Source organism: Nonomuraea sp. B19D2, assembly GCF_040137845.1.
GTDB lineage: Bacteria > Actinomycetota > Actinomycetes > Streptosporangiales > Streptosporangiaceae > Nonomuraea.
The window spans coordinates 350029-376481 of sequence record NZ_JBEFAK010000005.1 but is presented as its reverse complement, the minus strand read 5'-3'; the positions used below and the strand labels follow the sequence as shown (position 1 = coordinate 376481).

At 69.7% G+C, this 26453-nt stretch carries 26 protein-coding genes and 2 pseudogenes; 21 read left to right on the top strand and 7 right to left on the bottom strand.

The genetic code is table 11. The annotated features are described in order from the left end of the window. The first annotated feature begins 34 nt into the window (after nucleotides 1–34). The gene (locus tag ABN273_RS13035; protein WP_349448979.1) at nucleotides 35–310 is read left to right on the top strand and encodes a hypothetical protein; all 276 of its coding nucleotides are present in this window, start codon (nucleotides 35–37) and stop codon (nucleotides 308–310) included. 99 nt (nucleotides 311–409) lie between these two features. Here the strand turns inward: ABN273_RS13035 and ABN273_RS13030 are convergent, their stop codons facing one another. Further along, nucleotides 410–1066: an MBL fold metallo-hydrolase gene (locus ABN273_RS13030; RefSeq protein WP_349448978.1), complete on the bottom strand. Its 657-nt coding sequence runs from the start codon at nucleotides 1064–1066 to the stop codon at nucleotides 410–412. 142 nt (nucleotides 1067–1208) lie between these two features. Beyond that, complete coding sequence (locus ABN273_RS13025; RefSeq protein ID WP_349448977.1) at nucleotides 1209–1682, bottom strand: maleylpyruvate isomerase N-terminal domain-containing protein; 474 nt, start codon at nucleotides 1680–1682, stop codon at nucleotides 1209–1211. Between the two features lie 216 nt (nucleotides 1683–1898). Here ABN273_RS13025 and uvrA point away from each other — a divergent pair, with 216 nt between their 5' ends. Further along, a complete protein-coding gene (gene uvrA / locus ABN273_RS13020) occupies nucleotides 1899–4739 on the top strand; it encodes an excinuclease ABC subunit UvrA (protein WP_349448976.1) in 2841 nt (946 codons plus the stop codon). A gap of 377 nt (nucleotides 4740–5116) precedes the next feature. On the opposite strand, the gene ABN273_RS13015 is transcribed toward uvrA, so the two are convergent. After that, a complete protein-coding gene (locus ABN273_RS13015) occupies nucleotides 5117–5833 on the bottom strand; it encodes a DUF2306 domain-containing protein (RefSeq protein WP_349448975.1) in 717 nt (238 codons plus the stop codon). A 183-nt stretch (nucleotides 5834–6016) separates the two neighbouring features. On the opposite strand from ABN273_RS13015, the gene ABN273_RS13010 reads away from it, so the two are divergent. The 7 genes from ABN273_RS13010 to whiA all read left to right on the top strand — a co-directional run bounded on the left by ABN273_RS13010 (nucleotide 6017) and on the right by whiA (nucleotide 12753). Further along, on the top strand, nucleotides 6017–6448 hold the full coding sequence (locus tag ABN273_RS13010; RefSeq protein WP_349448974.1) for a Rieske (2Fe-2S) protein: 432 nt from the start codon (nucleotides 6017–6019) through the stop codon (nucleotides 6446–6448). 104 nt (nucleotides 6449–6552) lie between these two features. Continuing rightward, entirely contained in the window at nucleotides 6553–7014 is a 462-nt protein-coding gene (locus tag ABN273_RS13005) for a Rieske (2Fe-2S) protein (protein WP_349448973.1), read from the top strand. Nucleotides 7015–7089: 75 nt separating this feature from the next. Further along, nucleotides 7090–7497: a Rieske (2Fe-2S) protein gene (locus ABN273_RS13000; protein WP_349448972.1), complete on the top strand. Its 408-nt coding sequence runs from the start codon at nucleotides 7090–7092 to the stop codon at nucleotides 7495–7497. 109 nt (nucleotides 7498–7606) lie between these two features. Further along, complete coding sequence (gene uvrC, locus ABN273_RS12995; protein WP_349449015.1) at nucleotides 7607–9511, top strand: excinuclease ABC subunit UvrC; 1905 nt, start codon at nucleotides 7607–7609, stop codon at nucleotides 9509–9511. Between the two features lie 82 nt (nucleotides 9512–9593). Continuing rightward, complete coding sequence (rapZ, locus tag ABN273_RS12990) at nucleotides 9594–10460, top strand: RNase adapter RapZ (RefSeq protein ID WP_349448971.1); 867 nt, start codon at nucleotides 9594–9596, stop codon at nucleotides 10458–10460. A gap of 269 nt (nucleotides 10461–10729) precedes the next feature. Next, a complete protein-coding gene (locus ABN273_RS12985) occupies nucleotides 10730–11701 on the top strand; it encodes a gluconeogenesis factor YvcK family protein (protein WP_349448970.1) in 972 nt (323 codons plus the stop codon). 71 nt (nucleotides 11702–11772) lie between these two features. Then, nucleotides 11773–12753 (top strand): DNA-binding protein WhiA, encoded by a 981-nt coding sequence (gene whiA, locus ABN273_RS12980; protein ID WP_138670245.1) that lies wholly within the window; start codon nucleotides 11773–11775, stop codon nucleotides 12751–12753. Between the two features lie 259 nt (nucleotides 12754–13012). Here whiA and ABN273_RS12975 read toward each other — a convergent pair whose 3' ends face one another. Further along, a complete protein-coding gene (locus tag ABN273_RS12975; RefSeq protein WP_349448969.1) occupies nucleotides 13013–13651 on the bottom strand; it encodes a hypothetical protein in 639 nt (212 codons plus the stop codon). A gap of 184 nt (nucleotides 13652–13835) precedes the next feature. On the opposite strand from ABN273_RS12975, the gene gap reads away from it, so the two are divergent. The 5 genes from gap to ABN273_RS12950 all read left to right on the top strand — a co-directional run bounded on the left by gap (nucleotide 13836) and on the right by ABN273_RS12950 (nucleotide 17628). Then, nucleotides 13836–14840, top strand: coding sequence for a type I glyceraldehyde-3-phosphate dehydrogenase (gap, locus tag ABN273_RS12970; RefSeq protein ID WP_349448968.1), 1005 nt, complete (start codon nucleotides 13836–13838; stop codon nucleotides 14838–14840). A 62-nt stretch (nucleotides 14841–14902) separates the two neighbouring features. Next, nucleotides 14903–16090, top strand: a complete 1188-nt coding sequence (locus ABN273_RS12965; protein ID WP_349449014.1) for a phosphoglycerate kinase — start codon at nucleotides 14903–14905, stop codon at nucleotides 16088–16090. Nucleotides 16091–16097: 7 nt separating this feature from the next. Beyond that, nucleotides 16098–16880 (top strand): triose-phosphate isomerase, encoded by a 783-nt coding sequence (tpiA, locus tag ABN273_RS12960; protein WP_349448967.1) that lies wholly within the window; start codon nucleotides 16098–16100, stop codon nucleotides 16878–16880. 99 nt (nucleotides 16881–16979) lie between these two features. After that, the gene (gene secG, locus ABN273_RS12955; protein ID WP_139630497.1) at nucleotides 16980–17210 is read left to right on the top strand and encodes a preprotein translocase subunit SecG; all 231 of its coding nucleotides are present in this window, start codon (nucleotides 16980–16982) and stop codon (nucleotides 17208–17210) included. A gap of 73 nt (nucleotides 17211–17283) precedes the next feature. After that, entirely contained in the window at nucleotides 17284–17628 is a 345-nt protein-coding gene (locus tag ABN273_RS12950) for an RNA polymerase-binding protein RbpA (protein ID WP_080037068.1), read from the top strand. A gap of 61 nt (nucleotides 17629–17689) precedes the next feature. Here the strand turns inward: ABN273_RS12950 and ABN273_RS12945 are convergent, their stop codons facing one another. Continuing rightward, complete coding sequence (locus ABN273_RS12945; RefSeq protein WP_349448966.1) at nucleotides 17690–19297, bottom strand: amidohydrolase; 1608 nt, start codon at nucleotides 19295–19297, stop codon at nucleotides 17690–17692. 158 nt (nucleotides 19298–19455) lie between these two features. On the opposite strand from ABN273_RS12945, the gene ABN273_RS12940 reads away from it, so the two are divergent. Then, nucleotides 19456–20478, top strand: a complete 1023-nt coding sequence (locus tag ABN273_RS12940; RefSeq protein WP_349448965.1) for a GNAT family N-acetyltransferase — start codon at nucleotides 19456–19458, stop codon at nucleotides 20476–20478. A gap of 222 nt (nucleotides 20479–20700) precedes the next feature. On the opposite strand, the pseudogene ABN273_RS12935 reads toward ABN273_RS12940, so the two are convergent. Next, nucleotides 20701–21117 (bottom strand): annotated as a pseudogene (locus tag ABN273_RS12935) (Clp protease N-terminal domain-containing protein); the annotation flags it as partial. Nucleotides 21118–21189: 72 nt separating this feature from the next. Between ABN273_RS12935 and ABN273_RS12930 the strand changes: the two are divergent. The 5 genes from ABN273_RS12930 to ABN273_RS12910 all read left to right on the top strand — a co-directional run bounded on the left by ABN273_RS12930 (nucleotide 21190) and on the right by ABN273_RS12910 (nucleotide 25225). Further along, nucleotides 21190–21939 carry a hypothetical protein gene (locus ABN273_RS12930; protein WP_349448964.1) on the top strand — a complete coding sequence of 250 codons (750 nt, stop codon included), beginning with the start codon at nucleotides 21190–21192 and terminating at the stop codon, nucleotides 21937–21939. A 45-nt stretch (nucleotides 21940–21984) separates the two neighbouring features. Beyond that, nucleotides 21985–22842, top strand: coding sequence for an oxidoreductase (locus ABN273_RS12925; protein WP_349448963.1), 858 nt, complete (start codon nucleotides 21985–21987; stop codon nucleotides 22840–22842). 101 nt (nucleotides 22843–22943) lie between these two features. Beyond that, the gene (tnpA, locus tag ABN273_RS12920) at nucleotides 22944–23288 is read left to right on the top strand and encodes an IS200/IS605 family transposase (protein WP_349448962.1); all 345 of its coding nucleotides are present in this window, start codon (nucleotides 22944–22946) and stop codon (nucleotides 23286–23288) included. A 6-nt stretch (nucleotides 23289–23294) separates the two neighbouring features. Beyond that, a complete protein-coding gene (locus ABN273_RS12915) occupies nucleotides 23295–24584 on the top strand; it encodes an RNA-guided endonuclease InsQ/TnpB family protein (protein WP_349448961.1) in 1290 nt (429 codons plus the stop codon). Nucleotides 24585–24637: 53 nt separating this feature from the next. Next, nucleotides 24638–25225: a TetR/AcrR family transcriptional regulator gene (locus ABN273_RS12910; RefSeq protein WP_349448960.1), complete on the top strand. Its 588-nt coding sequence runs from the start codon at nucleotides 24638–24640 to the stop codon at nucleotides 25223–25225. Here ABN273_RS12910 and ABN273_RS12905 read toward each other — a convergent pair. Further along, nucleotides 25214–25960 (bottom strand): class I SAM-dependent methyltransferase, encoded by a 747-nt coding sequence (locus ABN273_RS12905; protein WP_349448959.1) that lies wholly within the window; start codon nucleotides 25958–25960, stop codon nucleotides 25214–25216. The genes ABN273_RS12910 and ABN273_RS12905 overlap by 12 nt on opposite strands. Before the next feature lie 242 nt (nucleotides 25961–26202). Here ABN273_RS12905 and ABN273_RS12900 point away from each other — a divergent pair. Continuing rightward, nucleotides 26203–26451 (top strand): annotated as a pseudogene (locus tag ABN273_RS12900) (STM4011 family radical SAM protein); the annotation flags it as partial. Nucleotides 26452–26453 lie beyond the last annotated feature (2 nt).

Genomic DNA, 26453 nt, shown 5'->3' with positions numbered 1-26453 from the left:
GGATTTTTCGTCTTACTTCGGCTTTGATGGAGCCATGTCGGCTACGCCGCGCGAGCACACGCGCACGTACTATCTCGGCAAGCTGGCCACGGAGCTGGAGCAGCGCGGGCTGACCGCCACGTTGCGGTCCTACCCGCCCGCGTTGCGCATCAGCGACCCCGACACGGTGATGCTGGCGGAGACCGTCGACTGCGTTCCGCTGCCGGAGGGATGGTTCTACCGGTGGTCATGGGGCGACCTCGTGGGGATCGCCGACGACCCGGCCCTCGCCGCCGACCGCATCGTCCACGTCCTGGCCGCGCGCCACTGATCCCGCCCATCGCTGCGTGCGGGCGCGGGCAACCCGTGAGCCCGCACAACCGGCCGTGACAGACGGTCACCGGCGTCGGCCCGGCCGGCAGAGGCGGCGCTACCAGCCGCGGGCCTTCCATTCCGGGAGGGCGGGGCGCTCGACGCCCAGCGTGGTGTCCTTTCCGTGGCCCGGATACACCCACGTCTCGTCGGGGAGGCGGTTGAAGATCCGCTCTACCACGTCGTTGTAGAGCTGGGTGAAGCGCTGCGGGTCCTTCCAGGTGTTGCCCACGCCGCCCGGGAACAACGAGTCGCCCGTGAACAGGTGGTGGCCCGCCTCGCCCCCGTCGTACAGCAGGGCGATCGAGCCGGGCGTGTGGCCGCGCAGGTGGATGACCTCCAGGGTGACCGCGCCGACGGCGATCGTGTCGCCGTGCTCGACCGTGCGTTCCACCGGCACCGGGAGGGCGGGCGCGTCGAGCGGGTGGGCGATCACGTCGGCGCCTGTCACCTTGCTCACCTGCTCCAGAGCCTGCCAGTGGTCGCCGTGCTGGTGGGTGGTGACGATCGAGCGCACCGGCTGGTCGGTGATCAGCGCGAGCAGGCGGTCGGCGTCGGCGGCCGCGTCGATCAGCAGCCCTTCGCCGGTCTCCGTGCACCGCAGTAGGTAGGCGTTGTTGTCGTACGGGCCGACGGCCAGCTTGCAGATCGTGAGCGCGGGCAGCTCGCGCACGTCGGCGGGACCGCCGACCTGGACGTCACCTGTGTAGGTCATATGTAGTCCTCTGGGGGTGTCGCGGGCAGATCAGCGGGGGCCGGCATCGTCGGCCACGGCGGCTCTGGAAGGACGGCGCCACCGGGCGTGAACGGCTGCCCCACGGGCACCAGCGTAACGCCCTCGCCGCTCGATCTTCCGGTCAGCCAGGCCGGCATGTCGGCGGGCGCGCCCTCGACCGCCGGGGCCGGGGCCGAGGCCGGGCCACCTGTCGATGATGCCGCCGGAGGCGTTCTTGAGTACGACCTCGCTCACCATGCTGCGGGCGTGTGGCCGGCATGCGCTGCAGACGTGGAGTTCGCGCAGGACGAACGGTTCCGGAGCTTGCGTGACCAGCGGAGCCCCGTGCGAGCGCGACCATGGGCACAGCTTCTATGGCGGCGGCCCTGGCCTGGCAGGAGGTGTACTGGGGGATCTTGACCTCGTCCTCGCCCAGGTGAGGAGGTTGATGTGGGAGCCGGCGTTCCAGGCGCAGGTGGGCGAGCACATGGCCCCTGGTCCAGCCGGGCAGGAGGGAGGGCGCGGCGAGGTCGGCGTCGGACAGGGACGCGGCCGTGGCCGGCAACTGGCCGGTGGCCGAGGTCGGCTCGGCCTGCAGCGCGGGTAGAACGGTCATGTCTGGATATTTCATCAGTTAGGGTGTCTGGGCCGGGGCCAGGCATAAAGCCGCAGGTCAGCTGGTTGAATGCGGAAGGGCTCCTGCCAGGGTGGGAGATGGTCGTAGTCTGTGAAGGACGGATTTTCGGGGGCCGGGCAACGGTCCGCCGAAATTGTCGGAGCCCCCGTCTACCATCCCCGTGGACCTATCCGCCTTTTGACCTCCGGGATCGCCGTGGCTGACCGCCTGATCGTGCGTGGTGCACGAGAACACAACCTCAAGGATGTCTCGCTCGACCTGCCGCGAGACTCGCTGATCGTCTTCACGGGCCTGTCCGGCTCCGGCAAGTCGAGCCTGGCCTTTGACACGATCTTCGCTGAGGGTCAGCGGCGCTACGTCGAGTCCCTGTCGGCGTACGCTCGCCAGTTCCTCGGCCAGATGGACAAGCCCGACGTCGACTTCATCGAGGGCCTGTCGCCCGCGGTGTCGATCGACCAGAAGGCGACCAGCAAGAACCCCCGTTCGACCGTCGGCACGATCACCGAGGTCTACGACTATCTGCGCTTGCTGTGGGCGCGCATCGGCAAGCCCCACTGTCCGGTGTGCTCGCGTCCGATCGCCAGGCAGACGCCCGAACAGATCGTCGATCGCGTGATGGACCTGGAGGAGGGCACCCGCTTCCAGGTGCTCGCGCCGGTGATCAGGGGCCGCAAGGGCGAGTACGCCGAGCTGTTCCGCGAGCTGCAGACCAAGGGCTTCGCCCGGGCCAGGGTCGACGGCACCGTCGTGCGGCTGGAGGAGCCGCCGACGTTGAAGAAGTACGAGAAGCACGACATCGAGGTCATCGTCGACCGCCTGTCGGTCAAGGAGTCGGCGCGGCGCAGGCTCAACGACTCGGTCGAGACGGCGTTGCAGCTGTCGGGCGGCACGATCACGCTCGAGTTCGTCGACCTGCCCGAGGATGACCCGGGCCGGGAGCGTTTCTACTCCGAGCACCTCTACTGCCCGTACGACGACCTGTCGTTCGAGGAGCTGGAGCCCCGCTCGTTCTCGTTCAACTCGCCGTTCGGCGCCTGCCCCGAGTGCACGGGCCTCGGCACGAAGATGGAGGTGGACCCCGACCTGGTGGTGCCCGATCCCGAGCGCACGCTCGGCGACGGCGCGCTCCACCCGTGGTCGGGCGGTCACACCAGCGAATACTTCGTCAGGCTGATCGAGGCACTCGGCCACACGGTCGGGTTCACGCTCGACACGCCGTGGGAGAAGCTGCCGAAGAAGGCGCAGAAGTCGCTGCTGTACGGGCACGACGAGCAGGTGCACGTCCGCTACAGCAACCGCTACGGCAGGCAGCGCTCCTACTACACCACCTACGACGGTGTCATCCCGTGGGTGCAGCGCCGGCACGCCGAGGCGGAGAGCGACTCGACCCGCGAGCGGTTCGAAGGCTACATGCGCGAGATCCCCTGCCCGGCCTGCAAGGGCGCCAGGCTCAAGCCGGTCACGCTGGCGGTCACCGTCGCCGACAAGTCGATCGCCGAGGTGGCGGCCATGTCGATCGGCGAGTGCGCGAAGTTCCTGGCCGGGCTCAAGCTGTCCGACCGCGACATGCAGATCGCCGAGCGGGTGGTCAAGGAGATCAACGCCCGCATGGGCTTCCTGCTCGACGTCGGCCTCGACTACCTGACCATGGACCGCGCCGCCGCCACCCTGGCGGGCGGCGAGGCCCAGCGCATCAGGCTGGCCACACAGATCGGCTCCGGCCTGGTCGGCGTCCTGTACGTGCTCGACGAGCCGTCCATCGGGCTCCACCAGCGCGACAACATGCGGCTGCTCGACACGCTGATCAGGCTGCGCGACATGGGCAACACGCTGATCGTGGTCGAGCACGACGAGGACACGATCGCGGCGGCCGACTGGGTGGTCGACATCGGGCCCGGCGCCGGTGAGCACGGCGGGCAGGTCGTCGTGTCCGGCACCGTCCAGGAGCTCCTGTCCAGTGAGGAGTCGATCACCGGCCAGTACCTGTCCGGGCGCAAGAGCATCCCGATCCCGCCCAAGCGCCGCAAGCGCGACAAGAAGCGGCAGATCACGGTCAAGGGGGCGCGCGAGCACAACCTCAAGGGGGTCGACATCGACTTCCCGCTGGGTGTGTTCACGGCGGTCACGGGCGTGTCGGGGTCGGGGAAGTCGACGCTGGTCAACGACATCCTCTACAACGCGCTGGCCAAGGAGCTCAACGGCGCACGCACGGTGCCGGGGCGGCACTCGCGGATCAACGGCATGGACCACGTGGACAAGGTCGTCCACGTCGACCAGTCGCCGATCGGGCGCACCCCCCGCTCCAACCCGGCCACGTACACCGGCGTCTTCGACCACATCCGCAAGCTGTTCGCGGTCACGACCGAGGCGAAGGTGCGCGGCTACCAGCCCGGGCGCTTCAGCTTCAACGTCAAGGGCGGGCGCTGCGAGGCGTGCGCGGGCGACGGCACCATCAAGATCGAGATGAACTTCCTGCCGGACGTCTACGTCCCCTGCGAGGTCTGCCACGGCGCCCGCTACAACCGGGAGACGCTGGAGGTCCACTACAAGGGCAAGACGATCTCCGAGGTGCTCGACATGCCGATCGAGGAGGCCCTGGGCTTCTTCGAGGCGATTCCCGCGATCAAGCGCCACCTGCAGACGCTCCACGACGTCGGCCTGGGCTACGTACGGCTCGGGCAGCCCGCCACCACGCTGTCCGGCGGCGAGGCACAGCGGGTCAAACTCGCGTCGGAGCTGCAGCGGCGGCAGACGGGGCGGACCATCTACGTGCTGGACGAGCCGACCACCGGCCTGCACTTCGAGGACATCCGGCGGCTGCTGGGCGTGCTCGGGCGGCTCGTGGACGGCGGCAACACGGTGATCGTCATCGAGCACAACCTCGACGTGATCAAGACGGCCGACTGGATCATCGACATGGGGCCCGAGGGCGGGTCCCGCGGTGGGACGCTGGTCGCCAGCGGGACGCCCGAGGAGGTCGCCCTGGTGGACGAGAGCCATACGGGGCGCTTCCTGCGGAAGATCCTCGCTTTCTGAGCGGCCTCGCGCGGTCCCTGTCGTGCGGGGCCGCGCGTGACGACACGCCCCGGGCCGGTCGAGGTCACGTCCGCGGTATGCCGGAACGGTGGCGCCTGCGGCGTGCGTGCTGACGCCGCTCGGCGGTGTCCCTCGGTGCCGGAGCCCCGTGAGCCGGGCGGCTCCGGCGCGAGGCTGCGCCGTTTTTCGGCGCGTCGGCCGGGCCTGCGCCGCTCGATCGGCGCGGTGGTCGGTGGCGATGGGTGGCTGGCGGCTCGTGAGCCGGTGCAGGCGCGCCAGAAGCGGTCACCGGCCCGTGCGTGGCGGCGTGTGATCAGCGGGTGGCGCGGGTTCGGGCGTGGCGGCGTGTGATCAGCGGGTGGCGCGGCCGGGTGCGATCAGCGGGTGGCGCGGGCGCGGCGTTTGGCGGCGTCGCCGCGCTCCAGCCACCACTCCGCCACCAGCAGCGGCAGCACCCAGCCCAGCCACGCGCTCAGCGCCGCCACCGTGCTCGCCAGCAGCGTCTCGTCGCCGTGGAAGGTCGTGTCCAGCTGCGGCGACAGGGCGATGACGAACACGACGCCCCAGAGGCGGTTCGTGATGATGGACATGGTCAGGGCGAAGCTGCGGACCATCCATCGGCGGTGATCGACGAACCTGCGCTGCCTCGCCATCCGCCAGCCCGCCAGTGTGCAGCCCACCCAGACGGACGCCAGCACGACGCCGCTGGCCGCCGTCACGGGGCCGAAGAACGGGGTGGTCACGCTGACGACCAGTCCCAGCAGGCCGCTCGGGAGGCAGCCGCCGAAGACGTACACCCGGCCGATCATCCGGTGTGCGCGCGGATAGCGTCCGCGGAACCACGGCCAGATCTGCAGGCAGCATGTGATCATCGCGATCGAGCCGAAGACGACGTGCAAGGAGAGCACCGCGAAGTGCGGCGGGAAGAAGTCCGGAGCGGGCACGCGGGACCGGGCCGGGTCCAGGGACAGGTACGGCGGCAGCGAGTACGCGACGAACACGGCCGACACCACCGCCAGCGGGGCCACCCAGGGACGCCGCCACCAGCGGGGCCCGGACGGGGAGGCGGGCGGGCGTTCTGTCGTAAGAGTCATGCACGCAGCCTCGGCCCCGCCGCTGACCGCCGGCCTACCGCTCACTGACCGCCGCCCCGCCCGTGGCGGCCGGCTCGCGGCCGCCACCCGCTCGCCGGACCGAGGGGTGCCGCCAATAAGGTTGAGTATCGGTAACGGCCTGACCTGCAGGGGGTCAGCGGCGACGCGGAGGGTCGGCAAATCATGACGGTTACTGAGCAGGGCGGAGCCATGCCCGAAAACGGGTTCGGGCGGCGCGAGGCTCTGGGGGCGGCCGGGATCGCGGTGTGCGGGCTGGCGCTGGCCGGGTGCGGCGGGGGAGCGAGCAAGGCCCAGCCGAGCCTCAAGGGCAAGGTCATCGCCAAGACGGCCGACGTGCCCGTGGGCGGGGGCACGGTGATCGAGGACCTGCAGGTCGTGGTGACGCAGCCCACGCAGGGCGTCTACAAGGCGTTCAGCTCCATCTGCACGCACAAGGGCTGCGCCGTCAGCACACCGAAGGACAACGTCATCAGGTGCGCCTGCCACGGCAGCGAGTTCTCCGCCGACAGCGGCAAGGCCACCAAGGGACCCGCGACCGCCCCGCTGGCCTCGTACAAGGTGAAGGTCGAGGGCGACGGCATCGTGGTCGCCTGAACGCGTACTTATGCGTGGAGACCCGGATTGGGCTCGGGCACGCTGAACCGGCACGAGGGCGCCGGCCGTACCTGAAGTGAAAGCCAATCTGGGAGGAACGCACCATGACGGATACGACGCGCCGGACAGTGGTCTTCGGCGCCGGAGGCGCTGGACTCGCGGCGGTTCTGACGGCATGCGCGAGCTACGGTTCGCCGACCACGGAGGCGAGTGCGGAGCCGCCGACGGAGGAGCCCTCGGAGTCGTCGTCACCGAAGAAGAAGAAAACGGCTCCGCAGAGCAAGGCCCTGGCCGACACGGCTGACATCCCCGAGGGTGGCGGGAAGGTCTTCGAGAGCGAGAAGGTCGTGGTCACGCAGCCGACCGCCGGGGAGTTCAAGGCGTTCACGGCGGTCTGCACCCACCAGGGCTGCACGGTGGCCAGCGTCTCCAACAAAACGATCAACTGCCCGTGTCACGGCAGCAAGTTCAACATCAACGACGGCTCCGTCGAGGATGGGCCCGCCAGCGAACCGCTCGCGGAGAAGAAGATCACTGTGGACGGCGACAAGATCCGGCTCGCATAAGCCGTGTCTCATGAATTTCTCACCTGAGTGCGGTTGGGTGAGCGCATGGGAGAAGACCTACAGAGTCGCCGTGTCATGATCGCTGGTGTCGGAGCCGGTGGCCTGGCGCTGGCCCTCACCGCCTGTGGCGGCAGCACTGAAACCACACAGCCCGCAGCCGCCGGGTCGAGCGCGCCGCAGTCCGGCGCGCCGTCCGGTGGGGCGCTGGCCAAGACCGCCGACATCCCCGTCGGCGGCGGCACGGTCTTCAAGGAGCAGAAGATCGTGATCACCCAGCCCACGTCGGGCGAGTTCAAGGCGTTCAGTGCCGTGTGCACGCACAACGGGTGCACGGTCGGCAACGTCTCGGACGGAATGATCGTCTGCCCGTGCCATAACAGCAAGTTCGCCATCGCGGACGGCTCGGTCAAGGCCGGGCCTGCCGACAAGCCGCTGCCCGCGCAGCAGATCAAGGTTGACGGCGACCAGATTACGCTCGCGTAGCCGGGCGTCCCCGGCGGGGAGGCTCGTCGCGCCCGCGGAAGGCGCGGCGGGTCACCTTGTCGGTACGGGCTACTAGGCTTTGAATGTGGCGAGATCAGCGGGCAGTCCCTTGAGTTTCCGGCCCAAGCCGGGTTCGGTCCCCGATTCCCCGGGGGTCTACCGGTTCAGGGACGCGCACGGCCGGGTGATCTACGTCGGCAAGGCCAAGAGCCTGCGCCAGCGGCTCAATTCCTACTTCGCCGACTTCTCCGCGCTCCACCCGCGCACCCAGTCGATGCTGACCACGGCCGCCGACGTCGACTGGACGGTCGTCGGCACCGAGGTCGAGGCGCTGCAGCTCGAATACTCCTGGATCAAGGAGTTCGACCCGCGCTTCAACGTGAAATACCGCGACGACAAGTCCTACCCCTATCTCGCGGTCACCATGGGCGAGGACTTCCCGCGCGTGCAGGTGATGCGCGGGGCCAAGCGCAAGGGCACGCGCTACTTCGGCCCCTACTCCCACGCGTGGGCCATCCGTGAGACCGTCGACCTGCTGCTGCGGGTCTTCCCGGTGCGCACGTGCAGCGCCGGGGTGTTCAAGCGGGCCGGCCAGATCGGCCGCCCGTGCCTGCTCGGCTACATCGACAAGTGCTCGGCGCCCTGCGTCGGCCGGGTCACCCCGGAGGAGCACCGCGAGCTGGCCGAGGACTTCTGCGACTTCATGGCGGGCAACACCAGCCGCTTCATCAAGCGCCTCGAGAAGGAGATGCGCGACGCCGCCGCGGAGCAGGAGTACGAGCGCGCGGCCCGGCTCCGCGACGACATCCAGGCGCTGCAGCGGGCGCTGGAGAAGCAGGCCGTGGTGCTCGGCGAGGGCACCGACGCCGACGTGATCGCGCTGGCCGAGGACCCGCTCGAAGCCGCCGTTCAGGTCTTCTACGTGCGCGGCGGCCGCATCCGCGGCCAGCGGGGATGGGTGGTCGACAAGGTCGAGGAGACCTCGCCCGGCGAGCTGGTCGAGCAGTTCCTCCTCCAGATGTACGCCGAGGCGAGCCCCGACGCGATGCCGCGCGAGGTGCTCGTGCCCGCACTGCCGCCCGACTGTGAAGCGGTCGCCGAGCTGCTGACCGAGCAGCGCCGCGCCCGCGTCGAGGTGCGCGTGCCACAGCGTGGCGACAAGAGGTCGCTGATGGAGACCGTTGAGCGCAACGCCAAGGAGTCGCTCGCGCAGCACAAGATCCGTCGCGCCAGCGACCTGACCACCCGCAGCAAGGCGCTGCAGGAGATCGCCGACGCGCTCGACCTCGACCAGGCGCCGCTGCGCATTGAGTGCTACGACGTCTCCCACCTGCAGGGCGAGAACGTCGTGGCGTCGATGGTGGTCTTCGAGGACGGGCTGGCGCGCAAGAGCGAATACCGGCGCTTCGCCGTCAAGACCAAAGAGGGCGACGTCGCCTCGATCTACGAGGTGATCACGCGGCGGTTCCGCCGCTACCTCGAGGAGCGCTCGGCCACCGGCGAGCTGGCTCCCGACGACGACGGCGGCCACGGCCCCATCGACCCCGAGACAGGCAAGCCGCGCAAGTTCGCCTACCCGCCCAACCTCGTCGTCGTCGACGGCGCGGGCCCCCAGGCGGCCGCCGCGCAGCGGGCGCTCGACGAGCTCGGCATCGACGACGTTTCGGTGTGCGGCCTGGCCAAGCGGCTGGAGGAGGTGTGGCTGCCCGGCGACGACCAGCCGGTGATCATGCCACGTTCAAGTGAGGGTCTCTACCTGTTGCAACGCGTACGGGACGAAGCACACAGGTTCGCCATCACCTACCATCGGTCCAAGAGGTCCAAGACGGTGAAGGAGAGCGCGCTCGACAGCGTGCCGGGCCTCGGGCCGGCGCGCAGGCAGGCGCTGCTCAAGCACTTCGGCTCCGTGAAGAAACTACGCGAGGCCACTGCCGCGGACATCTGCGAGGTTCCAGGCATCGGCCCGTCCATCGCCGAGGTCATCGTGTCGACGCTGAAGGGAGAGTCACCTTGATCTCGCCAGGACACCAGGGCCTGTCCGGGTGCCTCCGCTATGGTGGTGCGCCCGGGCAGGGCGCGCGGGACGGAGAGAGGAAATGAGCACCGAGCCGGCGTTCGTCATCGTCACCGGCATGTCAGGGGCGGGGCGCAGCACAGCCGCCAAAGCGCTGGAGGACCTGGGCTGGTTCGTCATCGACAACCTGCCGCCCGGGCTGCTGTTCGCGATGGCGGAGGAGGCGGGCAAGGTCAAGCTGGCCGCCGACAAGGTGGCGGCCGTCGTGGACGTGCGCAGCCTGGCCTTCACCACCGACCTCAACGCGGCCATTGAGGAGCTCGAAGGGCGCGGCGTACGGGTGCGGGTCGTGTTCCTCGAGGCCAGCGACGAGGAGCTGGTGCGTAGGTTCGAGAACGTCCGCAGGCCGCATCCCCTGCAGGGCGAGGGGCGGCTGGTCGACGGGATCACCCGCGAACGGGGCATCCTGCGGGAGGTCAGGGCCAACGCCGACCTGGTGATCGACACCTCCTCCCACAACGTCCACGACCTGCGCAACAAGATCGTCGCGTACTTCGGCGGTGAGGACCGGCCGGGGCTGCGGCTCAACATCGTGTCCTTCGGGTTCAAGTACGGGCTGCCGGTGGACGCCGATCTCGTGATCGACTGCCGGTTCCTGCCGAACCCGCACTGGGTGCCCGAGCTGCGGCCGATGAGCGGGCTCGACGCGCCGGTGAGCGACTACGTGCTGGGGCAGCCGGGGGCCAAGGAGTTCCTCGACGCGTACGAGGAGGTCCTGCAGGTGGTCGCCGCCGGATACGCCCGAGAGGGCAAGAGCTACGCCACGCTGGCGGTGGGCTGCACCGGAGGCAAGCACCGCAGCGTGGCCATGGCCGAGCAGATCGCCGCCCGCCTGCACGACCGCGAGATGGAGGTCCAGGTGAGCCACCGGGATGTGGGGCGGGAGTGACCGATGAAGGCGGCGCAGCGGCAGCTTTGCCGCATCCGGTAGCGGGCGATCCTCCCGTGCCCGGGGGCGAGCATGCCCTGCCGGTCAGGGACGCGCCTGACTTCGGCCCGGCTCTCGCAGGGCTCGCACAGTCGGCCGGCGATGACGCGCGTGATGGCGTCCTGGCCTCGGATGGCGGCGGGAAACGGCCTGGTGGCGGCCCGGCCTCGGGAGAGGCCGGCGGTGGCGTGTGCCCGGTGCGGCTTTCGCGCTCGGCCGAAGGGAGTCCGGTGCCGGGAGAACGCGGGGTGCAGCCGAGGACGTTCTCGGGGTTCGGGCCGCACGTCGTGGCGCTGGGCGGCGGGCACGGGCTCTACGCGTCCCTGTCCGCGTTAAGGATGGTGACCGATCGGCTGACGGCCGTGGTGACCGTCGCCGACGACGGCGGGTCCAGCGGGCGGCTCAGGCGCGAGCTCGGCGTGCTGCCCCCTGGCGACCTGCGGATGGCGCTCGCCGCGCTGTGCGGCGACGACGAGTGGGGCAGCACCTGGAGCGAGGTGGTGCAGCACCGCTTCCGCAGCGAGGGCGAGCTGCACGGGCACGCCGTCGGCAACCTGCTCATCGTCGCGCTGTGGGAGCTGCTCGGCGACCCGGTGGCCGGGCTCGACTGGGTCGGGCGGCTGCTGGGGGCGCACGGCCGCGTGCTGCCGATGGCGTCGGTGCCGCTCGACATCGTGGCGCAGGTCGAGCTCGACGGCGTCATCTCGACCGTGCGCGGGCAGGTGGCCTGCGCGCTGACGCCCGGACGCGTGCAGGCGATCTCCCTCGTGCCGGAGGACCCGCCCGCGCGCCCCGAGGCGGTCGAGGCGGTGCTGGCGGGCGACTGGGTGGTGTTCGGGCCGGGGTCGTGGTTCACCAGCGTGCTGCCGCACCTCAAGGTGCCCGAGCTCGCGAGGGCGCTGCACACGACCAAGGCGCAGCGGCTCGTCACGCTCAACCTGGCGCCCCAGCCGGGCGAGACCGACGACTTCTCTCCCCAGCAACACCTGGAGGTGCTCAGACAACACGCCCCAGACCTGTCGATCGACGTCGTGCTCGCCGACACCGGGGTGGTGGACGACCCAGGTGCCCTGGAGAAGGCCGCCGGGGCACTCGGCGCGCGGCTCGTGATGGCCGACGTGGGCACCGCTGACGGCTCGCCGAGGCATGACCCACGACGTCTTGCCTCCGTCCTGGACGAGATTTTCCTCCAGAAGCGTTGATCCTGGCCGGCGCGGTGCGAAGGTGCGAGAGACTGCTGAGAGCCGGTCTGAATGGGGGAGAGGACTAACGCATGGCCATGACAGGTGTGGTGAAGGACGAGCTGAGCCGCCTACCGGTGCTGAAGCCGTGCTGCCGTAAGGCGGAGGTTTCGACGCTGCTGCGGTTCGCCAGCGGCCTCCACCTGGTGGGCGGGCGGATCGTGATCGAGGCCGAGCTCGACACCAACGCCACCGCGCGGCGGCTGATCAAGGACATCGGCGAGGTGTTCGGGCACAAGGCCGAGGTTCTCGTGCTCGCCCCCGCCGGGCTGCGTAAGGGCTCGCGCTACGTCGTACGCGTCTACCGCGACGGCGAGGCCCTGGCCCGGCAGACGGGCCTGATCGACAACCACGGCCGACCGGTGCGCGGCCTGCCCCGGCAGGTGGTGGCGGGCGCCGCCTGCGACGCGGAGGCCGCCTGGCGTGGCGCGTTCCTGGCGCACGGCTCGCTCACCGAGCCGGGGCGTTCCATGTCGCTCGAGGTCACCTGTCCGGGCCCGGAGGCGGCGCTCGCGCTGGTGGGCTCGGCGCGGCGCCTCAAGATCCACGCCAAGGCTCGTGAGGTGCGCGGAGTGGACCGCGTCGTGGTGCGCGACGGCGACGCGATCAGCGCGCTGCTCACCCGCCTGGGGGCGCACGACAGCGTGCTGGCCTGGGAGGAGCGGCGGATGCGCCGCGAGGTGCGGGCCACCGCCAACCGGCTGGCCAACTTCGACGACGCCAACCTGCGGCGCTCGGCCCGTGCGGCGGTCGCGGCCGGTGCGCGGGTGCAGCGGGCGCTGGAGATCCTCGGGGACGAGGCGCCGGACCACCTGGTGGTGGCCGGGCGGCTGCGGGTGGAGCACAAGCAGGCGTCTCTGGAGGAGCTGGGGCAGATCGCCGACCCGCCGCTGACCAAGGACGCCATCGCGGGGCGCATCCGCCGCCTGCTCGCCATGGCCGACAAACGCGCCTCCGACCTGGGGATTCCGAACACCGAGGCGAACCTCACCGTCGACATGCTCGCCCCCTGAGCGCTCGCCGTGTCTCGTGGCGCGCCGTCGCCGATCAGAACCCCCGTCCGTTACGGCTGCGCACGGTGGACCGCACGTCGCCGACGTGGGGTGCCGGCTGTCATGGCCGGTCGTCGCCAAGGCTCGTAGGCCGGTCGCCATGACGACGTGACCGTCCCCCACGGCCGTCGGCCCTGGGGCCCGCGCTTCGAGTGGTGTGCCGTTCCGAGCGGCTCCAACGGAGCCCGCCGAGGTGAGAGCCGTGGCGGCGGGTGGGGTCTCAGTCCTTGGCGGGCTTGCGGGGAGTGAACAGGTCCGTTGTGGGCTTCGGGGCCGGGGCCTGGGCGGGCTCGAACGGAGCGCGATACTCGGGCTCCTGCTGCTTCGCCTCCTCGGCCGCCAGGGCGCGCTGGGCGCGGCGGACGCGGGCCACGCGGAGGGTGAGCAGGGCGAGCGCGGCGAGAGCGGCCACGGCGATGTAGAGCCAGGCGGCCCATGTCTGCGACAAGGGGTCCCGGTAGAGCGACGGCGCGTAGGGAAGGCCGGCGGAGAAGTTGTCCAGGGTGATGTCGGCCAGGTCGGCCGGGCCGCGCTCGGCCGGCGGGGTGCGCAGGGTGGCGCCGATCATGATCGACGATCCCGCGATCTGGCCCGCGGCCACGGCGCCGCCCGCGTACAGGGCCGCCACGGGGACCAGGACGATGCTGCGGGGGCGTGCCGCGCCCATCGCCAGGACGACGATCAGGGCGATCGCCAGGGACGAAACCAGCGAGAGAGGATGGCCGTTCCCGAACGTCGCGACGGCGGCGGGAAGGCGGTTCTGGAACAGGACGGCCGCCCCCAGCGCCGCCGCGCAGACCAGCGCGGCGAGCAGCCCTGCGACCAGCCCGGGCAGCAGGCCCGACCGCTTGTGTGACATCTCAGCCCCCAGAGAATGCACGAATTTACATCGATGAGTCGGGCACTTTACTCGAACGCCGCAAAACGCGCCGCCTGAACACGGATTCAGACTGGGTACCTGTAGTGGTCTAAACCAATTTGGGTCCGATAAGGTTCGTGGTTGAGGTTTCAGCCCGCCATCTGGTTCGAGGAGATCGGTTCCCGTGAGCATCCGCGTAGGCGTCAACGGCTTCGGCCGTATCGGCCGCAACTTCTGGCGCGCTGTCGCCGCCAGCGGCAAGGACATCGAGATCGTCGCGGTCAACGACCTGACTGACAACGCGACGCTCGCTCACCTGCTGAAGTACGACAGCATCCTGGGCCGCCTGCCGTACGAGGTGAAGGCCACGAGTGACGAGATCACCGTCGACGGCAAGGCGATCAAGGTTTTCGAGGAGCGCGACCCGGGCAAGCTGCCCTGGGGCGACCTCGGTGTCGACGTGGTCCTGGAGTCGACGGGTCTGTTCACCGACGCCAACAAGGCCAAGGTGCACGCCGAGAACGGCGCGAAGAAGGTCATCATCTCCGCCCCGGCGAAGAACGAGGACGTCACGATCGTGCTCGGCGTCAACGAGGGCTCGTACGACCCGGCCAGCCACACGATCATCTCCAACGCCTCCTGCACCACCAACTGCCTGGCGCCGATGGCCAAGGTCCTCCACGACACCTTCACCATCGAGAAGGGTCTGATGACCACCATCCACGCCTACACGCAGGACCAGAACCTTCAGGACGGCCCGCACAAGGACCTGCGCCGCGCCCGCGCCGCCGCGCTCAACGTGGTGCCCACCTCCACCGGCGCCGCCAAGGCCATCGGCCTGGTCCTGCCCGAGCTCAAGGGCAAGCTCGACGGCTTCGCCATGCGCGTGCCGATCCCGACCGGCTCGGCCACCGACCTCACGGTCGACGTGAGCCGCGAGGTCACCGTCGAGGAGGTCAACGCCGCGGTCAAGGCCGCCGCCGAGGGCCCGCTCAAGGGCATCATCAGCTACACCGAGGACGAGATCGTCTCCTCCGACATCGTCACCGACCCGGCCTCGTGCATCTTCGACGCCGGCCTGACCAAGGTGATCGGCAACCAGGTCAAGGTCGTCGGCTGGTACGACAACGAGTGGGGCTACTCCAACCGCCTCGCCGACCTCGTCGAGCTGGTCGGCCGCGGCCTCTGATCCCGCCGCGCCCGCGACCGAGCCGCCTCCACGGAGTGGAGGCAATGAACAGGAGCATGAGCATGCGCACGCTCGACGATCTCGACGTGAAGGGGCGGCGCGTGCTCATGCGCGCCGACCTCAACGTCCCCCTCGACGGGGAGACGATCACCGACGACGGCCGCATCCGGGCGTCGGTGCCGACGATCAAGACGCTGGTGGAACGTGGCGCCAAGGTCGTCGTCTGTGCCCACCTGGGCAGGCCCAAGGGCAAGGCCGATCCGAAATACTCGCTCAGGCCGGTCGCCGGTCGCCTGGGCGAGCTGCTCGGCCAGGAGGTGGCCTTCGCCGCCGACGTGGTCGGTGACAGCGCCCTGAGCACGGTTGACACGCTCCAGGACGGCCAGGTGGCGCTGCTGGAGAACCTGCGCTACGAGCCGGGCGAGGAGTCCAAGGACGACGCCGAGCGGGCCGCGTTCGCGGCGAAGCTGGCCGGGCTGGCCGAGCTCTACGTGGGCGACGGGTTCGGCGCGGTGCACCGCAAGCACGCCAGCGTCTACGACGTGCCCAAGTTGCTGCCGCACGCGGCGGGCGGGCTCGTCATGGCCGAGGTCGAGGTGCTGAAGAAGCTGACCGAGAGCCCGGAGCGGCCCTACGCCGTGGTGCTGGGCGGCGCCAAGGTGTCCGACAAGCTCGGCGTCATCGCCAACCTGCTGACCAAGGTCGACCGGCTGCTGATCGGCGGCGGCATGGCGTACACCTTCCTCAAGGCCCAGGGCTACGAGGTCGGTAAGTCGCTGCTCCAGGAGGACCAGCTCGACCAGGTGCGCGGCTTCCTCAACGAGGCCGCCGAGCGCGGCGTCGACCTGGTGCTGCCCGTCGACATCCTGGCGGCGGTCACGTTCGCGCCGGACGCCGAGCACGACGTGGTTGAGGCCACCGCGATCCCGGCCGACCGCGAGGGGCTCGACATCGGGCCCAAGACGCGCGAGCTGTTCGCCGCCAAGCTGGCCGACGCCAGGACCGTCTTCTGGAACGGCCCCATGGGCGTGTTCGAGTTCGACGCGTTCTCCGGCGGCACCAGGGCGGTGGCGGAGGCACTGATCACCTCTGCAGCCTTCACCGTGGTGGGCGGCGGCGACTCGGCGGCCGCCGTACGGAAGCTGGAGCTTCCCGAGGACGGCTTCTCGCACATTTCCACCGGTGGCGGGGCCAGCCTCGAATACCTCGAGGGCAAGACCCTTCCCGGACTCGCGGCTTTGGAGGACTGAGACACCCATGAGCACCCGGAAGCCGCTCATCGCCGGCAACTGGAAGATGAACCTCAACCATCTCGAGGCCATCGCGCTGGTCCAGAAGCTCGCCTTCGCCCTCAACGACAAGGACTTCGACAAAGTCGAGGTCGCCGTCCTGCCGCCGTTCACCGATCTGCGCAGCGTGCAGACGCTGGTCGACGGCGACAAGCTCAGGATCGAGTACGGCGCCCAGGACCTGTCGCAGTACGACGCCGGCGCCTACACCGGTGAGATCTCGGGCGCCATGCTGGCCAAGCTCGGCTGCACGTACGCGGTCGTCGGCCACTCCGAGCGCCGGCAGTACCACGGCGAGGACGACGACCTGGTCAACGCCAAGGTGCAGGCCGCCTACCGCCACTCGCTCACCCCGATCCTCTGCGTCGGGGAGGGCCTGGCGGTGCGCCAAGAGGGCGGCCACATCGCGCACAGTCTCGGCCAACTCGACGGCGCGCTGCGCAAAATCACCGCCGAGCAGGCAAAATCGATAGTGGTGGCCTACGAGCCGGTGTGGGCGATCGGCACCGGCGAGGTGGCCACCCCGGAGGACGCCCAGGAGGTCTGTGGCGCGCTGCGAGTCAGACTCGCTGAGCTCTACGACTCCGAAGTGGCCTCCGGTGTCCGTATCCTTTACGGTGGCTCGGTCAAGTCAGGCAATATCGCGGGGATCATGGCACAACCCGATGTCGATGGCGCGCTCGTGGGCGGTGCCAGCATCGACGCCGGGGAGTTCGCGAAGATCTGCCGCTTCTACGATATGCCGGGCTAACTGAGCCGTTCCGGGGGTGCGACTTGACAACAGGCCGTACCCTCAGAAGGCAAGTCTGAATCGTCACGCGTAACAAAGCATTGAAGGAACAGGCATACCGTGGAAATCGGAATCTCCATCGCCCTCATCCTGGCGAGCGGTCTCATGATCCTGCTCGTGCTGCTCCACAAGGGCAAGGGTGGCGGCCTGTCTGACATGTTCGGCGGCGGTTTCTCGTCGAACTTCGGTGGTTCCTCGGTGGTGGAGCGCAACCTCGACCGGCTGACCGTGATCACGGGCACGATCTGGTTCGTCTGCATCATCGCTCTCGGCTTGCTCATGAAGCCCTGAGCAACAAGTTAACGCGTGACAGTGATTCTCCCCCCGTGTCTGCGCGCGGGGCGATCGAGCGAGGAGTTCATCCGTGGGTAGTGGCAACGCGATCCGTGGCAGCCGAGTCGGCGCCGGCCCCATGGGGGAGGCCGAGCGCGGCGAGGCAGCTCCGAGAGTGCGGGTCTCGTTCTGGTGCGCCAACATGCACGAGACGCGCCCCAGTTTCGCCAGCGACGCGGCGGTCCCCGAGCTGTGGGACTGCCCACGTTGCGGCCTTCCTGCCGGACAGGACGAGTCGGCCCCACCTGCCCCGCCGAAGAACGAGCCGTACAAGACGCATCTTGCCTACGTGAAGGAGCGCAGGAGCGACAAGGACGGCAAGGCGATCCTCGAGGAGGCACTGGAGCGCCTGCGTAACAACAAGTCCCCCTGGTAGTGGCTGAGTTCGGCGAAAGGGTCTCGGGTCTGCCGGGGCCCTTTCGCCGTTTCCCGGCCGCTCAGCGGCGCTCGTAGACCGCGTCGCCGTCCACGAACGTCATGCGTGTGCGCGTCGTCCAGACGTCGCCGGCCGGGAGCTCGAACGGGTCGCGGTCCAGCACCACCAGGTCGGCCGGGCGACCCGGCTTGACGGCGCCGGCGGGGGAGCGGTTGATCCAGGCCGAGCCCGCCGTGTAGGCCGTCATGGCGGTGGCCAGGTCGATGCGCTGGCCGGGCAGGAACGGGGTCTGCGCGGTGGGGTAGGTCGCGTGGACCGAGCTGCCCGGCTCCGTGCGGTTCACCGCGACGTGCATGCCCTGCAGCGGGTCCGCGTTGGAGACGGGCCAGTCGCTGCCCGCGCAGAAGCGGGTGCCGTGCGCCAGCAGGTCCGCGAACGGGTACTGCCACGACGAGCGCGGCTCCCCCAGGTACGGCAGCGTCAGCTCGTCCATCTGGGCGTGGTGCGTGGCCCACAGCGGCTGCAGGTTGGCCGTGACGCCCAGGGCGGCGAAGCGCGGCACGTCCGACGGCTCGATGATCTGCAGGTGGGCGATGTGGTGCCGGTTGCCGGGGCTCGTGCCCTCCAGGCTGTCCAGGGCCTCGCGCACGGCCCGCTCGCCGATGGCGTGGAAGTGCACCTGGAAGCCCAGCCTGTCCAGCTCGGCGACGTACTCCTTGAGCTTGTGCGGGTCCACGTACGACAGGCCCGTGCCCCCGCACAGGCAGTACGGCTCCAGCGTGGCGGCGGTGAAGTTCTCGGTGATGCCGTCCTGCATGATCTTGACAGAGGTGGCCGTGAAGCGGTCGAGGCCCTCGGCGGCGGCCCGTCGTTCGACCAGCTCCTCGATCTGGTCCAGGCCGCGCGTCCTGTCCCACCACAAGGCGCCCACCACGCGCGCCCTGAGCCTGCCTGAGCGGGCCGCGGACACGTAGGTGGGCAGTTGGTCCTGGGAGCCCGCGTAGGAGCCCACGATGGCGTCCTGCCAGCCCGTGATGCCCAGCGAGAACAGGTGCTGCTGCGCGTCCGCCAGCGCGTCGTCCAGGTCCTGGGCGGTCGGGCGGGGGGTGAGCAGGCCGACGAGGTCCATTGCGCCCTCGTGCAGGACCCCGGTGGGCTCGCCTGCGGCGTCGCGCTCTATGCGGCCGTCGGCCGGGTCCGGCGTGTCCTTCGTGATTCCCGCTTCGCGCAGGGCTCGGGTGTTGACCCAGGCGGCGTGGTGGTCGCGCTGGATCAGGTACGCGGGGCGGTCGAGGAAGTCGAGCTGGTCACGGTGGGGGAGGCCGCCGGGGAACGCCGACATGTCCCAGCCCCCGCCATCGATCCACTCTTTGCCAGGATTTTTCGCGGCATAGTCGGCTATATCGGCTATGTACGCGTCAAGGCCGAAATGTTCGGACAAGTCGCACTTCGCCCGTTCGAGGCCGGCCTGGACCGGGTGCATGTGCGCATCCGTGAAACCCGGCACCAGCAGGCCGCCGTCCAGGTCCACCGTCTCGTGGGACGGCGCCTGCCGGGCCAGCTCGGCCTCCGGCCCCACTGCGGCGATCACGCCGTCGCTCGCCAGCACGGCCTCGGCCCGCACGCCCTTCGGCGTGAAGACGCGGCCGCCTCGGAAGAGGATCTTCATGGGGGCTTCCTTTCTCGGCGGTGGATCTGGCTCGCGCCCCCCGAGCCCGCCGTACATCGTCGCGCTAAACCGGGATAAATCATCGCTTCTCGCGATGAAATACGCGATGAAACACATCGTTAGCGGTTGCGTAACAGCCACCGGTCATGCTCATGTGCATGGGATTCTTGCGCATCCGTACCACGGTGGACGAGCGGCCCGGCCGGCTGGCCTCACTCGCCGAGGCCCTGGCGGCCAGGGGCGGCAACATTCTCGGCCTCAGCGTGCAGTCTGACACGGACGGCACCGTCGACGAGTTCGTCGCCGACATCCCCGCCAGCCCCGAGACGGTGCGCGAGGCGCTGGAGGCGGCCGGCGGCCGCCAGGTCCAGGTGGTCTCCGCCACCGCCCACGAGCTGACCGACGAGCCAACCAGGGCGCTGCTGCTGGCCTCCAGGCTGCGCTCCATGCCGTGGCGGCTGCCCGAGCTCCTGGCCGAGTTGCTGCGCGCCGACGACGCCAGGTGGATCTATGGTGAAGCGGTGAGTGATCTTCCCGACCCGACCCAGCTCGTCGTGCCCGTGGCCCCCAGGCGTGCGGTACGCCTGCGCCGCGCGGAGCTGCCGTTCACCCTGACCGAGGCGGCCAGGGCTGCCTCCTTCGCCCGGCTCGCCCAGCCCGCCACCGAGCAGGCCACGGCCGACCGCGCGATCAAGCTCTCCGGCGGCGCGGAGGTCACGATCCGCCCGCTCACCTCGATCTACCGCGAGGCCGTGCGCGACCTGCACGACAGGTGCTCGCCGGAGTCGCGCAGGTTCCGCTACTTCACCTCGATGCCCGCGCTGCCGGCGAGCACGTTCGACCGGCTGTGCGACAGGAGCAGGGGATATTCGCTGGTGGCCGGGCACGACGGGCAGGTCGTGGGGATGGCCAACCTCATGTTCACCCCCGACCCCGGCATCGCCGAGATGGCCTTCCTGGTCGAGGACCGCTGGCAGGGGCGCGGTCTGGGCACGGCGTTGGCCAGGATGCTGGTGCGGGGGGCTCGCGATCTCGGGTACGCGGAAGTCAGGGCCACCTTGTTGTCCGACAACGCCAGGATGCGCCGGATGCTGATCTCCCTGGGCGCCACGCTCGGCTACACCGAGGACCCCGGTGTCATGGAGGCCAGGCTGCCGGTCGGCGCGATGGCGTCAGCCTAGACCCTCTTCGGCCGGCGGCGGCTCTTCTGAAGGCTTCCCGGCGACGTCAGAGGGCTTCTCAGCGACGTCAGAGGGCTTCTCGGTGGCGGGCGGCCGGATGCCCAGGTGGCGTTCGATGCGCTCCAGACTCTCCTCGATCCGCGTGAGCCGCTCGCCCAGCACCGAACCGCCGGCGAAGAACATCTCGCTCGGGCGCTCCTTAGCGGCGCGCCCCACGCGGTCGACCAGGCGCTGCCGTACGTCCGCCAGATCCGCGCCCGCGTCCACGAGCGCCTGCGCGGCCAGCCCCTCGCCCTCCCTGATCAGCCCGAGCAGGATGTGCTCGGTGCCGATGTAGTTGTGGCGCAGCTGCAGGGCCTCACGCAGCGACAGCTCCAGCACCTTCTTGGCGCGCGGCGTGAACGGGATGTGCCCGCCGGGCGCCTTGGCGCCGCGGCCCACCTCATGCTCGACGAAGGCACGTACGTGGTTCAGCTCCACGCCGCAGCCGTCGAGCACCAGCGAGGCCAGGCCCTCGCCCTCGTGGATGAGGCCGAGCAGGATGTGCTCCGTGCCGATGTGGTTGTGGCTCATCATCCGCGCCTCCTCCTGGGCGAGGACGACGACCCTGCGCGCACGGTCGGTGAAGCGTTCGAACACGGGGGCCTCCGTTCGACAGCCACTGCCTCCACTATGCGCTACAAACCAGCGGATGTGGGGTATTTGTCCTGTGTGGATCTTGACGAGGTGGCCGGCAGGCTCTATGCGCTGCCGCCGTCCGAGTTCACCGCCGCGCGCGAGGCCGAGGCCCGCGCGGCGAAGGAAGCAGGCGACGTACGGCTCGCGCGTGAGATCGCGAAGCTGCGCAAGCCGACGGTGTCCGCCTGGGCCGTGAACCGGCTCGCCCGGGAGCACTCCACGGAACTGGCCGAACTGCTCGACGTGGGGGAGCGGCTGCGCGCCGCCTGGCAGGAGCAGGACGCCGACGCGCTGGCGGAGCTGACCCGGCGCCGCGGCGACGTGACGGCCAAGGTGGGCCGGCTGGCGAGGCAGGACAGTGGCCTGTCGCCCGCGGCGGCGGCCGAGGTGGACCAGACGCTGGAGGCCGCCGTCGTGGACGCCGACGCGGCCGGGCAGGTGCGTGGCGGCCGCCTGGTCAAGCCGCTCAACTACAGCGGCTTCGCTCCCGCGCCCATCCCGCGCGAGCGGCCCGCCGCCAGGCGCAAGCCTCCCGAGGAGGAGGCGAGAGAGCGCGAGGAGGCCGAGGCCAGGAAGGCCAAGGAGCGCCAGGAGGCCGAGGCCGCGCACAGGGAGTGGCAGGAGGCGCTGGAGGCAGCCGTCAAGGAGCACGACGAGCGCGCCGAGCGGGTCGCCCGGCTGGAGCGGAAGCTCGCCAAGGCCCGCAAGCGGCTCGCCGAGGCCGAACAGCGGCTCGAAGTCACGCGGCGGGAGGAGCGCCACGCGCGTCAACGACTAGGCTAGGGTGGTGTACGAAACCGTTTCGTACAGTGCTCCAGAGGAGTGGCGATGACTGGCTGGACCCCTGACTCCATGCCCGACCTGACCGGCAAGACCGCCATCGTGACCGGCGCCAACAGCGGCATCGGGCTCCCCACCGCACTGGAGCTGGCCAGGCACGGCGCCCGTGTCGTCGTCGCCGCGCGCTCGCCGGAGAAGGGCGGCGCGGCCGTCGCGGAGATCCAGCGGGCGGTCCCCGGCGGCCAGGTCGAGTACGGCCGCCTCGACCTGGCGGACCTGGCCTCGGTCAGGCGGTTCGCCGAGGGCGTCGACAAGGTGGACCTGCTGATCAACAACGCCGGCATCGGCATGATCTCCAGGCAGGAGACCAAGGACGGCTTCGAGATGCAGTTCGGCACCAACCACCTGGGCCATTACGCGCTCACCGGCCTGCTGCTGCCGCTCCTGCTCGCCTCTCCCGGTGCCCGCGTGGTCACCGTCTCCAGCGACGCGCACGCCTGGGGCGAGATCGACTTCGACAACCTCGACCTGAAGCGCGGTTACCGCCGGATGAGCTCGTACGGACGCTCCAAGCTCGCCAACCTGCTCTTCACCCTGGAGCTCCAGCGACGCGCTGAGAGGGCCGGTGTGGCCCTGACAAGCGTCGCCAGCCACCCGGGCGCGACGGCCACGAACATCGTCAAGATAGGGCCGCTACAGCCCCTCGTGGGCGTGTTCCTCAAGTCGGCGGCGGCCGGCGCGCTGCCCTCGCTCTACGCCGCGACCTCTCCCGACATCCACGGCGGCGAGTTCGTCGGCCCCAAGCTCAAGATCCTCACGCCGTCGGCCGCGGCCAGGTCGGAAGAGCTCGCCAGGAGGCTCTGGGACGTGTCGGCCGAGCTGACGGGCGTACGACCGGAGATCTAGGGCGCGGGCCCTGGCTGAAGCCATGGGGGTAAGCCCTTCTATCGAATCTTTGAGCGGTAGATAGATCAACTCCGTATAGTGATCGGTGTGACTGTGACCTTGTGGTGTGGTGCCCCAAGTACCGCAGGCGGGTGCCGGGCGGACGGATCGAGACGCGGCTGAAAGAGCTGATCTGCAAGGTGATCGAGGAGAAAGGGGCATGGCTGGTGGGACTGGAAGTCATGCCCGACCACGTACACCTGCTGGTTGAGGCGGATCCGCAGTTCGGGATCCACAAGCCGGTCAAGGCCATCAAGGGCCGCTCCTCCCGCGTCCTGCGTCAGGAGTTCCCGCACCTGAAGTCCAAACTCCCGACGCTGTGGAACAACTCCTCCTTCGTGGCCACCGTGGGCGGAGCACCCGTGGATGTGGTCGAGCGGTACGTCGAGAACCAGCAGAACCGGTGATCGTGGATGCTGATCGGACGTAAGTACCGCCTGGACCTTACGCCTGGTCAGGCAGAGTTCGCTGAGCGGATCGGCGGCGTCTGCCGCAGTGTGTGGAACACCGCGCTGGAGCAGCGCCGCAGCTACCGCCGCCGGGAGGCGTGGATCGGCTACCACGAACAGGCCCGCCAACTGGCTGAGGCCAAGGGCGAGTTCGCGTGGCTGGCAGAGGTGCCCGGCCACTGCCTTCAGCAGACGCTCATCGACCTGGACCAGGCGTGTGCCCGGCACGGGACGTGGAAGGTCCGTTGGAAGTCCAGGGCCAGGACGCGGCCGTCGTTCCGGTTCCCCGAGGGCGCCAAGATCGCCATCGAGCGGCTCAACCGGCGCTGGGCACGGGCGAAACTTCCCAAGCTCGGCTGGGTCCGCTTCCGCATCACCCGCCCGCTCGGCGGGACGGTCAAGAACGCCACGGTCAGCTGGGACGGCGACCACTGGTATGTCAGTTTCCTCGTCGAAGACGGCGTGATCACACCCGAGCGGCATGCCAATCCGGGTAGCGCGGTCGGCATCGATCGGGGCGTGGCCAAGGTCGTCACCCGCTCCGACGGGCTCTTCCACCACCAGGTGTTCGCCCGCGGGCGGGAGGTCGAACACGCCGCCACGCTCCAGCGTCGCCTGGCCCGCACCCGGAAGGGCTCGGCCCGGCGCAAGCATGCTGCTGCGAAGCTGGGCAAGGCGTTGGCGAAGGTGCGGCGTCGCCGCGCTGACTTCGCCGCCAAGATCGCTCACGCCTTGGCCACGAGTTTCGAGCTGATCGTGTTCGAGGCCCTGGCGACCACAAACATGACCGCCGGGGTAGCATCCAAGCCAGACCCCGAGCAGCAGGGCGCGTTCCTGCCCAACGGGGCTGCGAGCAAGTCCGGTCTGAACCGGTCCATCCTGGACAAGGGCTGGCACCGGATCGAGCTGGCCACCCGCAGCAGGGCCCGTTACACGGGCACCTGCGTGATCACTGTCAACCCGGCGTACACGAGTCAGACGTGCAATGTGTGCACGGTGGTGGATGGGAAGTCCCGCCAGAGCCAAGCGGTCTTCCGGTGTACCTCGTGCGGACACACCGAGCACGCCGATGTGAACGCCGCCAAGAACATCCTCACCGCCGGGAGGGCGGAGTTCGTGCAGCCCGGACCGGGTGTGCGAGCTGGGGCGCGCAAACCACGCAACCGTGTGGGCCGGAAGGTGAACCGCCAAGCAACAGCAGCCCAGGCCACCGCGCAGACGGAGCCCGAGCTGGCTGGAATCCCCCGACTTTAGTCGTGGGGAGCACTTCAATCGAGGAAATCGCCTACAGCTAGAAGGATGTGTACGTGGCTCCACTCGATCCCGAGCGTGAAAGGGCCATCCTCGATGCCACGATAGAGCTGCTGTCGGAGGTCGGCTACGACCGGATGTCGGTCGACCAGATCGCCAGGCGGGCCAAGGCCAGCAAGGCCACCATCTATCGGCGCTGGGCGGGCAAGCCCGAGCTGGTGGTGGACGTCATCTGCCGGCGGTTCGACATGGACGCGCCGCAGGGTGCCGACACCGGCTCGCTCCGTGACGACCTGGCCGCCGTCTTCGGCAGCCTCTGCGAGACGGTGGAGCGCAAGCACACGCTCATCATCGGCCTGTCCTCGACACTGGTGTCCAACCAGGAGCTGGCGCGCACGTTGCGCGCGCACCTGCGCGTGAGGGACCTCGACGCCGTGCGTGACCCGCTGGAGCGGGCCGTGAAGCGCGGGGAACTGGCCGGGCCGGTTGATCCCGGGCGGCTCTTCGCGCTGGCCGAGGCGTTGGTGTGGCATCAAATGATCTTCGCCGGGCCGCCGTTCGGCTCTGAGTTCGTCGCGGAGTCGGTCGACGGCGTGCTGATGCCGGTAGTGACTGCCTGGTCAAAGGGCAGGTCAAAGGGCTGAGCGAGTGGCGTGCGCCAGGTGGGCGCACACGGGAAAACCTTCCCGTTCGTACGGGGTCGCCAGCCGGGTGTAGTGGTCCCTGATCCGCTCGACGGTCTCCGGCGGCTGCCGAGCGATCACCGCGAAGCGCGGACCGCCCGCCTGCACGATGTCGGTCCACCACGTCGCGAGGTGCACCTGATGGCGCCAGCACAGGGTCTCCACGGCCGCCCCCTCGAAACCCGCCTGCGCCAGCAGCTCCGTGAAGCGCTGCGGCGTGTCGTCGCCGGCGAACGGCCGGGCGGGGGGCTCGTAGGGGACCTCGGCGGCGGCGATGGCGTCGGTGAAGACATTTGTGGCGGTCATCTCGTCGGACTTCCACCAGGTCAGGGCGAGCGTGCCGCCGGGGCGCAGCACGCGGTGGAGCTCCTTGAGCGCCCTGGCCGTGTCGGGCACATGATTGATGACGAAATTTCCCGCTACGGCGTCAAACTCCTCGTCCTTGAACGGGAGGTCAGGGAGCGCGGCCTGCAGGATAGTCGCGTACGGATGGCGGCGGGCGGTCAGCTCCAGCATGGCCGGATTGACGTCCACGGCGGTGACCTCGGCGCCTAAGGCGAGCGCCGCCGCGGTGACCACGCCCGTGCCGCAGCCGACGTCGAGCAGGCGGGGAGCGCATGTCCAGTCGAGGAGAGGGCCGACGGTGTGGGAGCTCAGCTGGGCGAAGCCGCGATCGTACGCTTCGGCGTTGGTCACGGGCTCAGCTTAACGCAGCGGCCGAACCTGACATCCGAATGTGACATTTCGTGCTTAACGCTGCTTTTTCCGGAATTCCGACCGTAAGGCCGGCCGCCGCGCTCGCCGCCCGGCTGACGGACGAGGAGCGCCGCCTCGACCAGCTCAGAGCCGGTGATCTCAAGATCGCTAATGTGTTCGGGATGTGGACACGCCCGAGCAGTTGCGCGCCGACAGGGCCGCGCTCGACGACCCCGCGCACCGAGGCGGCCGAGTGGGCGGCCATCGACCCCCTCTTCCACCACAGCCGCTTCCCGCACGCCAGCGCGGGCCTGCCGTGCCGCACCGGCGACAGCGTGATCTCGGTGTACGGCGACGGCACCGTCCGCCGCTCCCACTTCGTGCCGGAGGTGCTGGGCAACCTGTACGACGTCTTCGCCGGTGGCGTGCTCGAACGCATCCCGGGTTTCCAGCGCGGATCGAACCTTTCCGCCCCTCTCCGGCGTCGGTAACG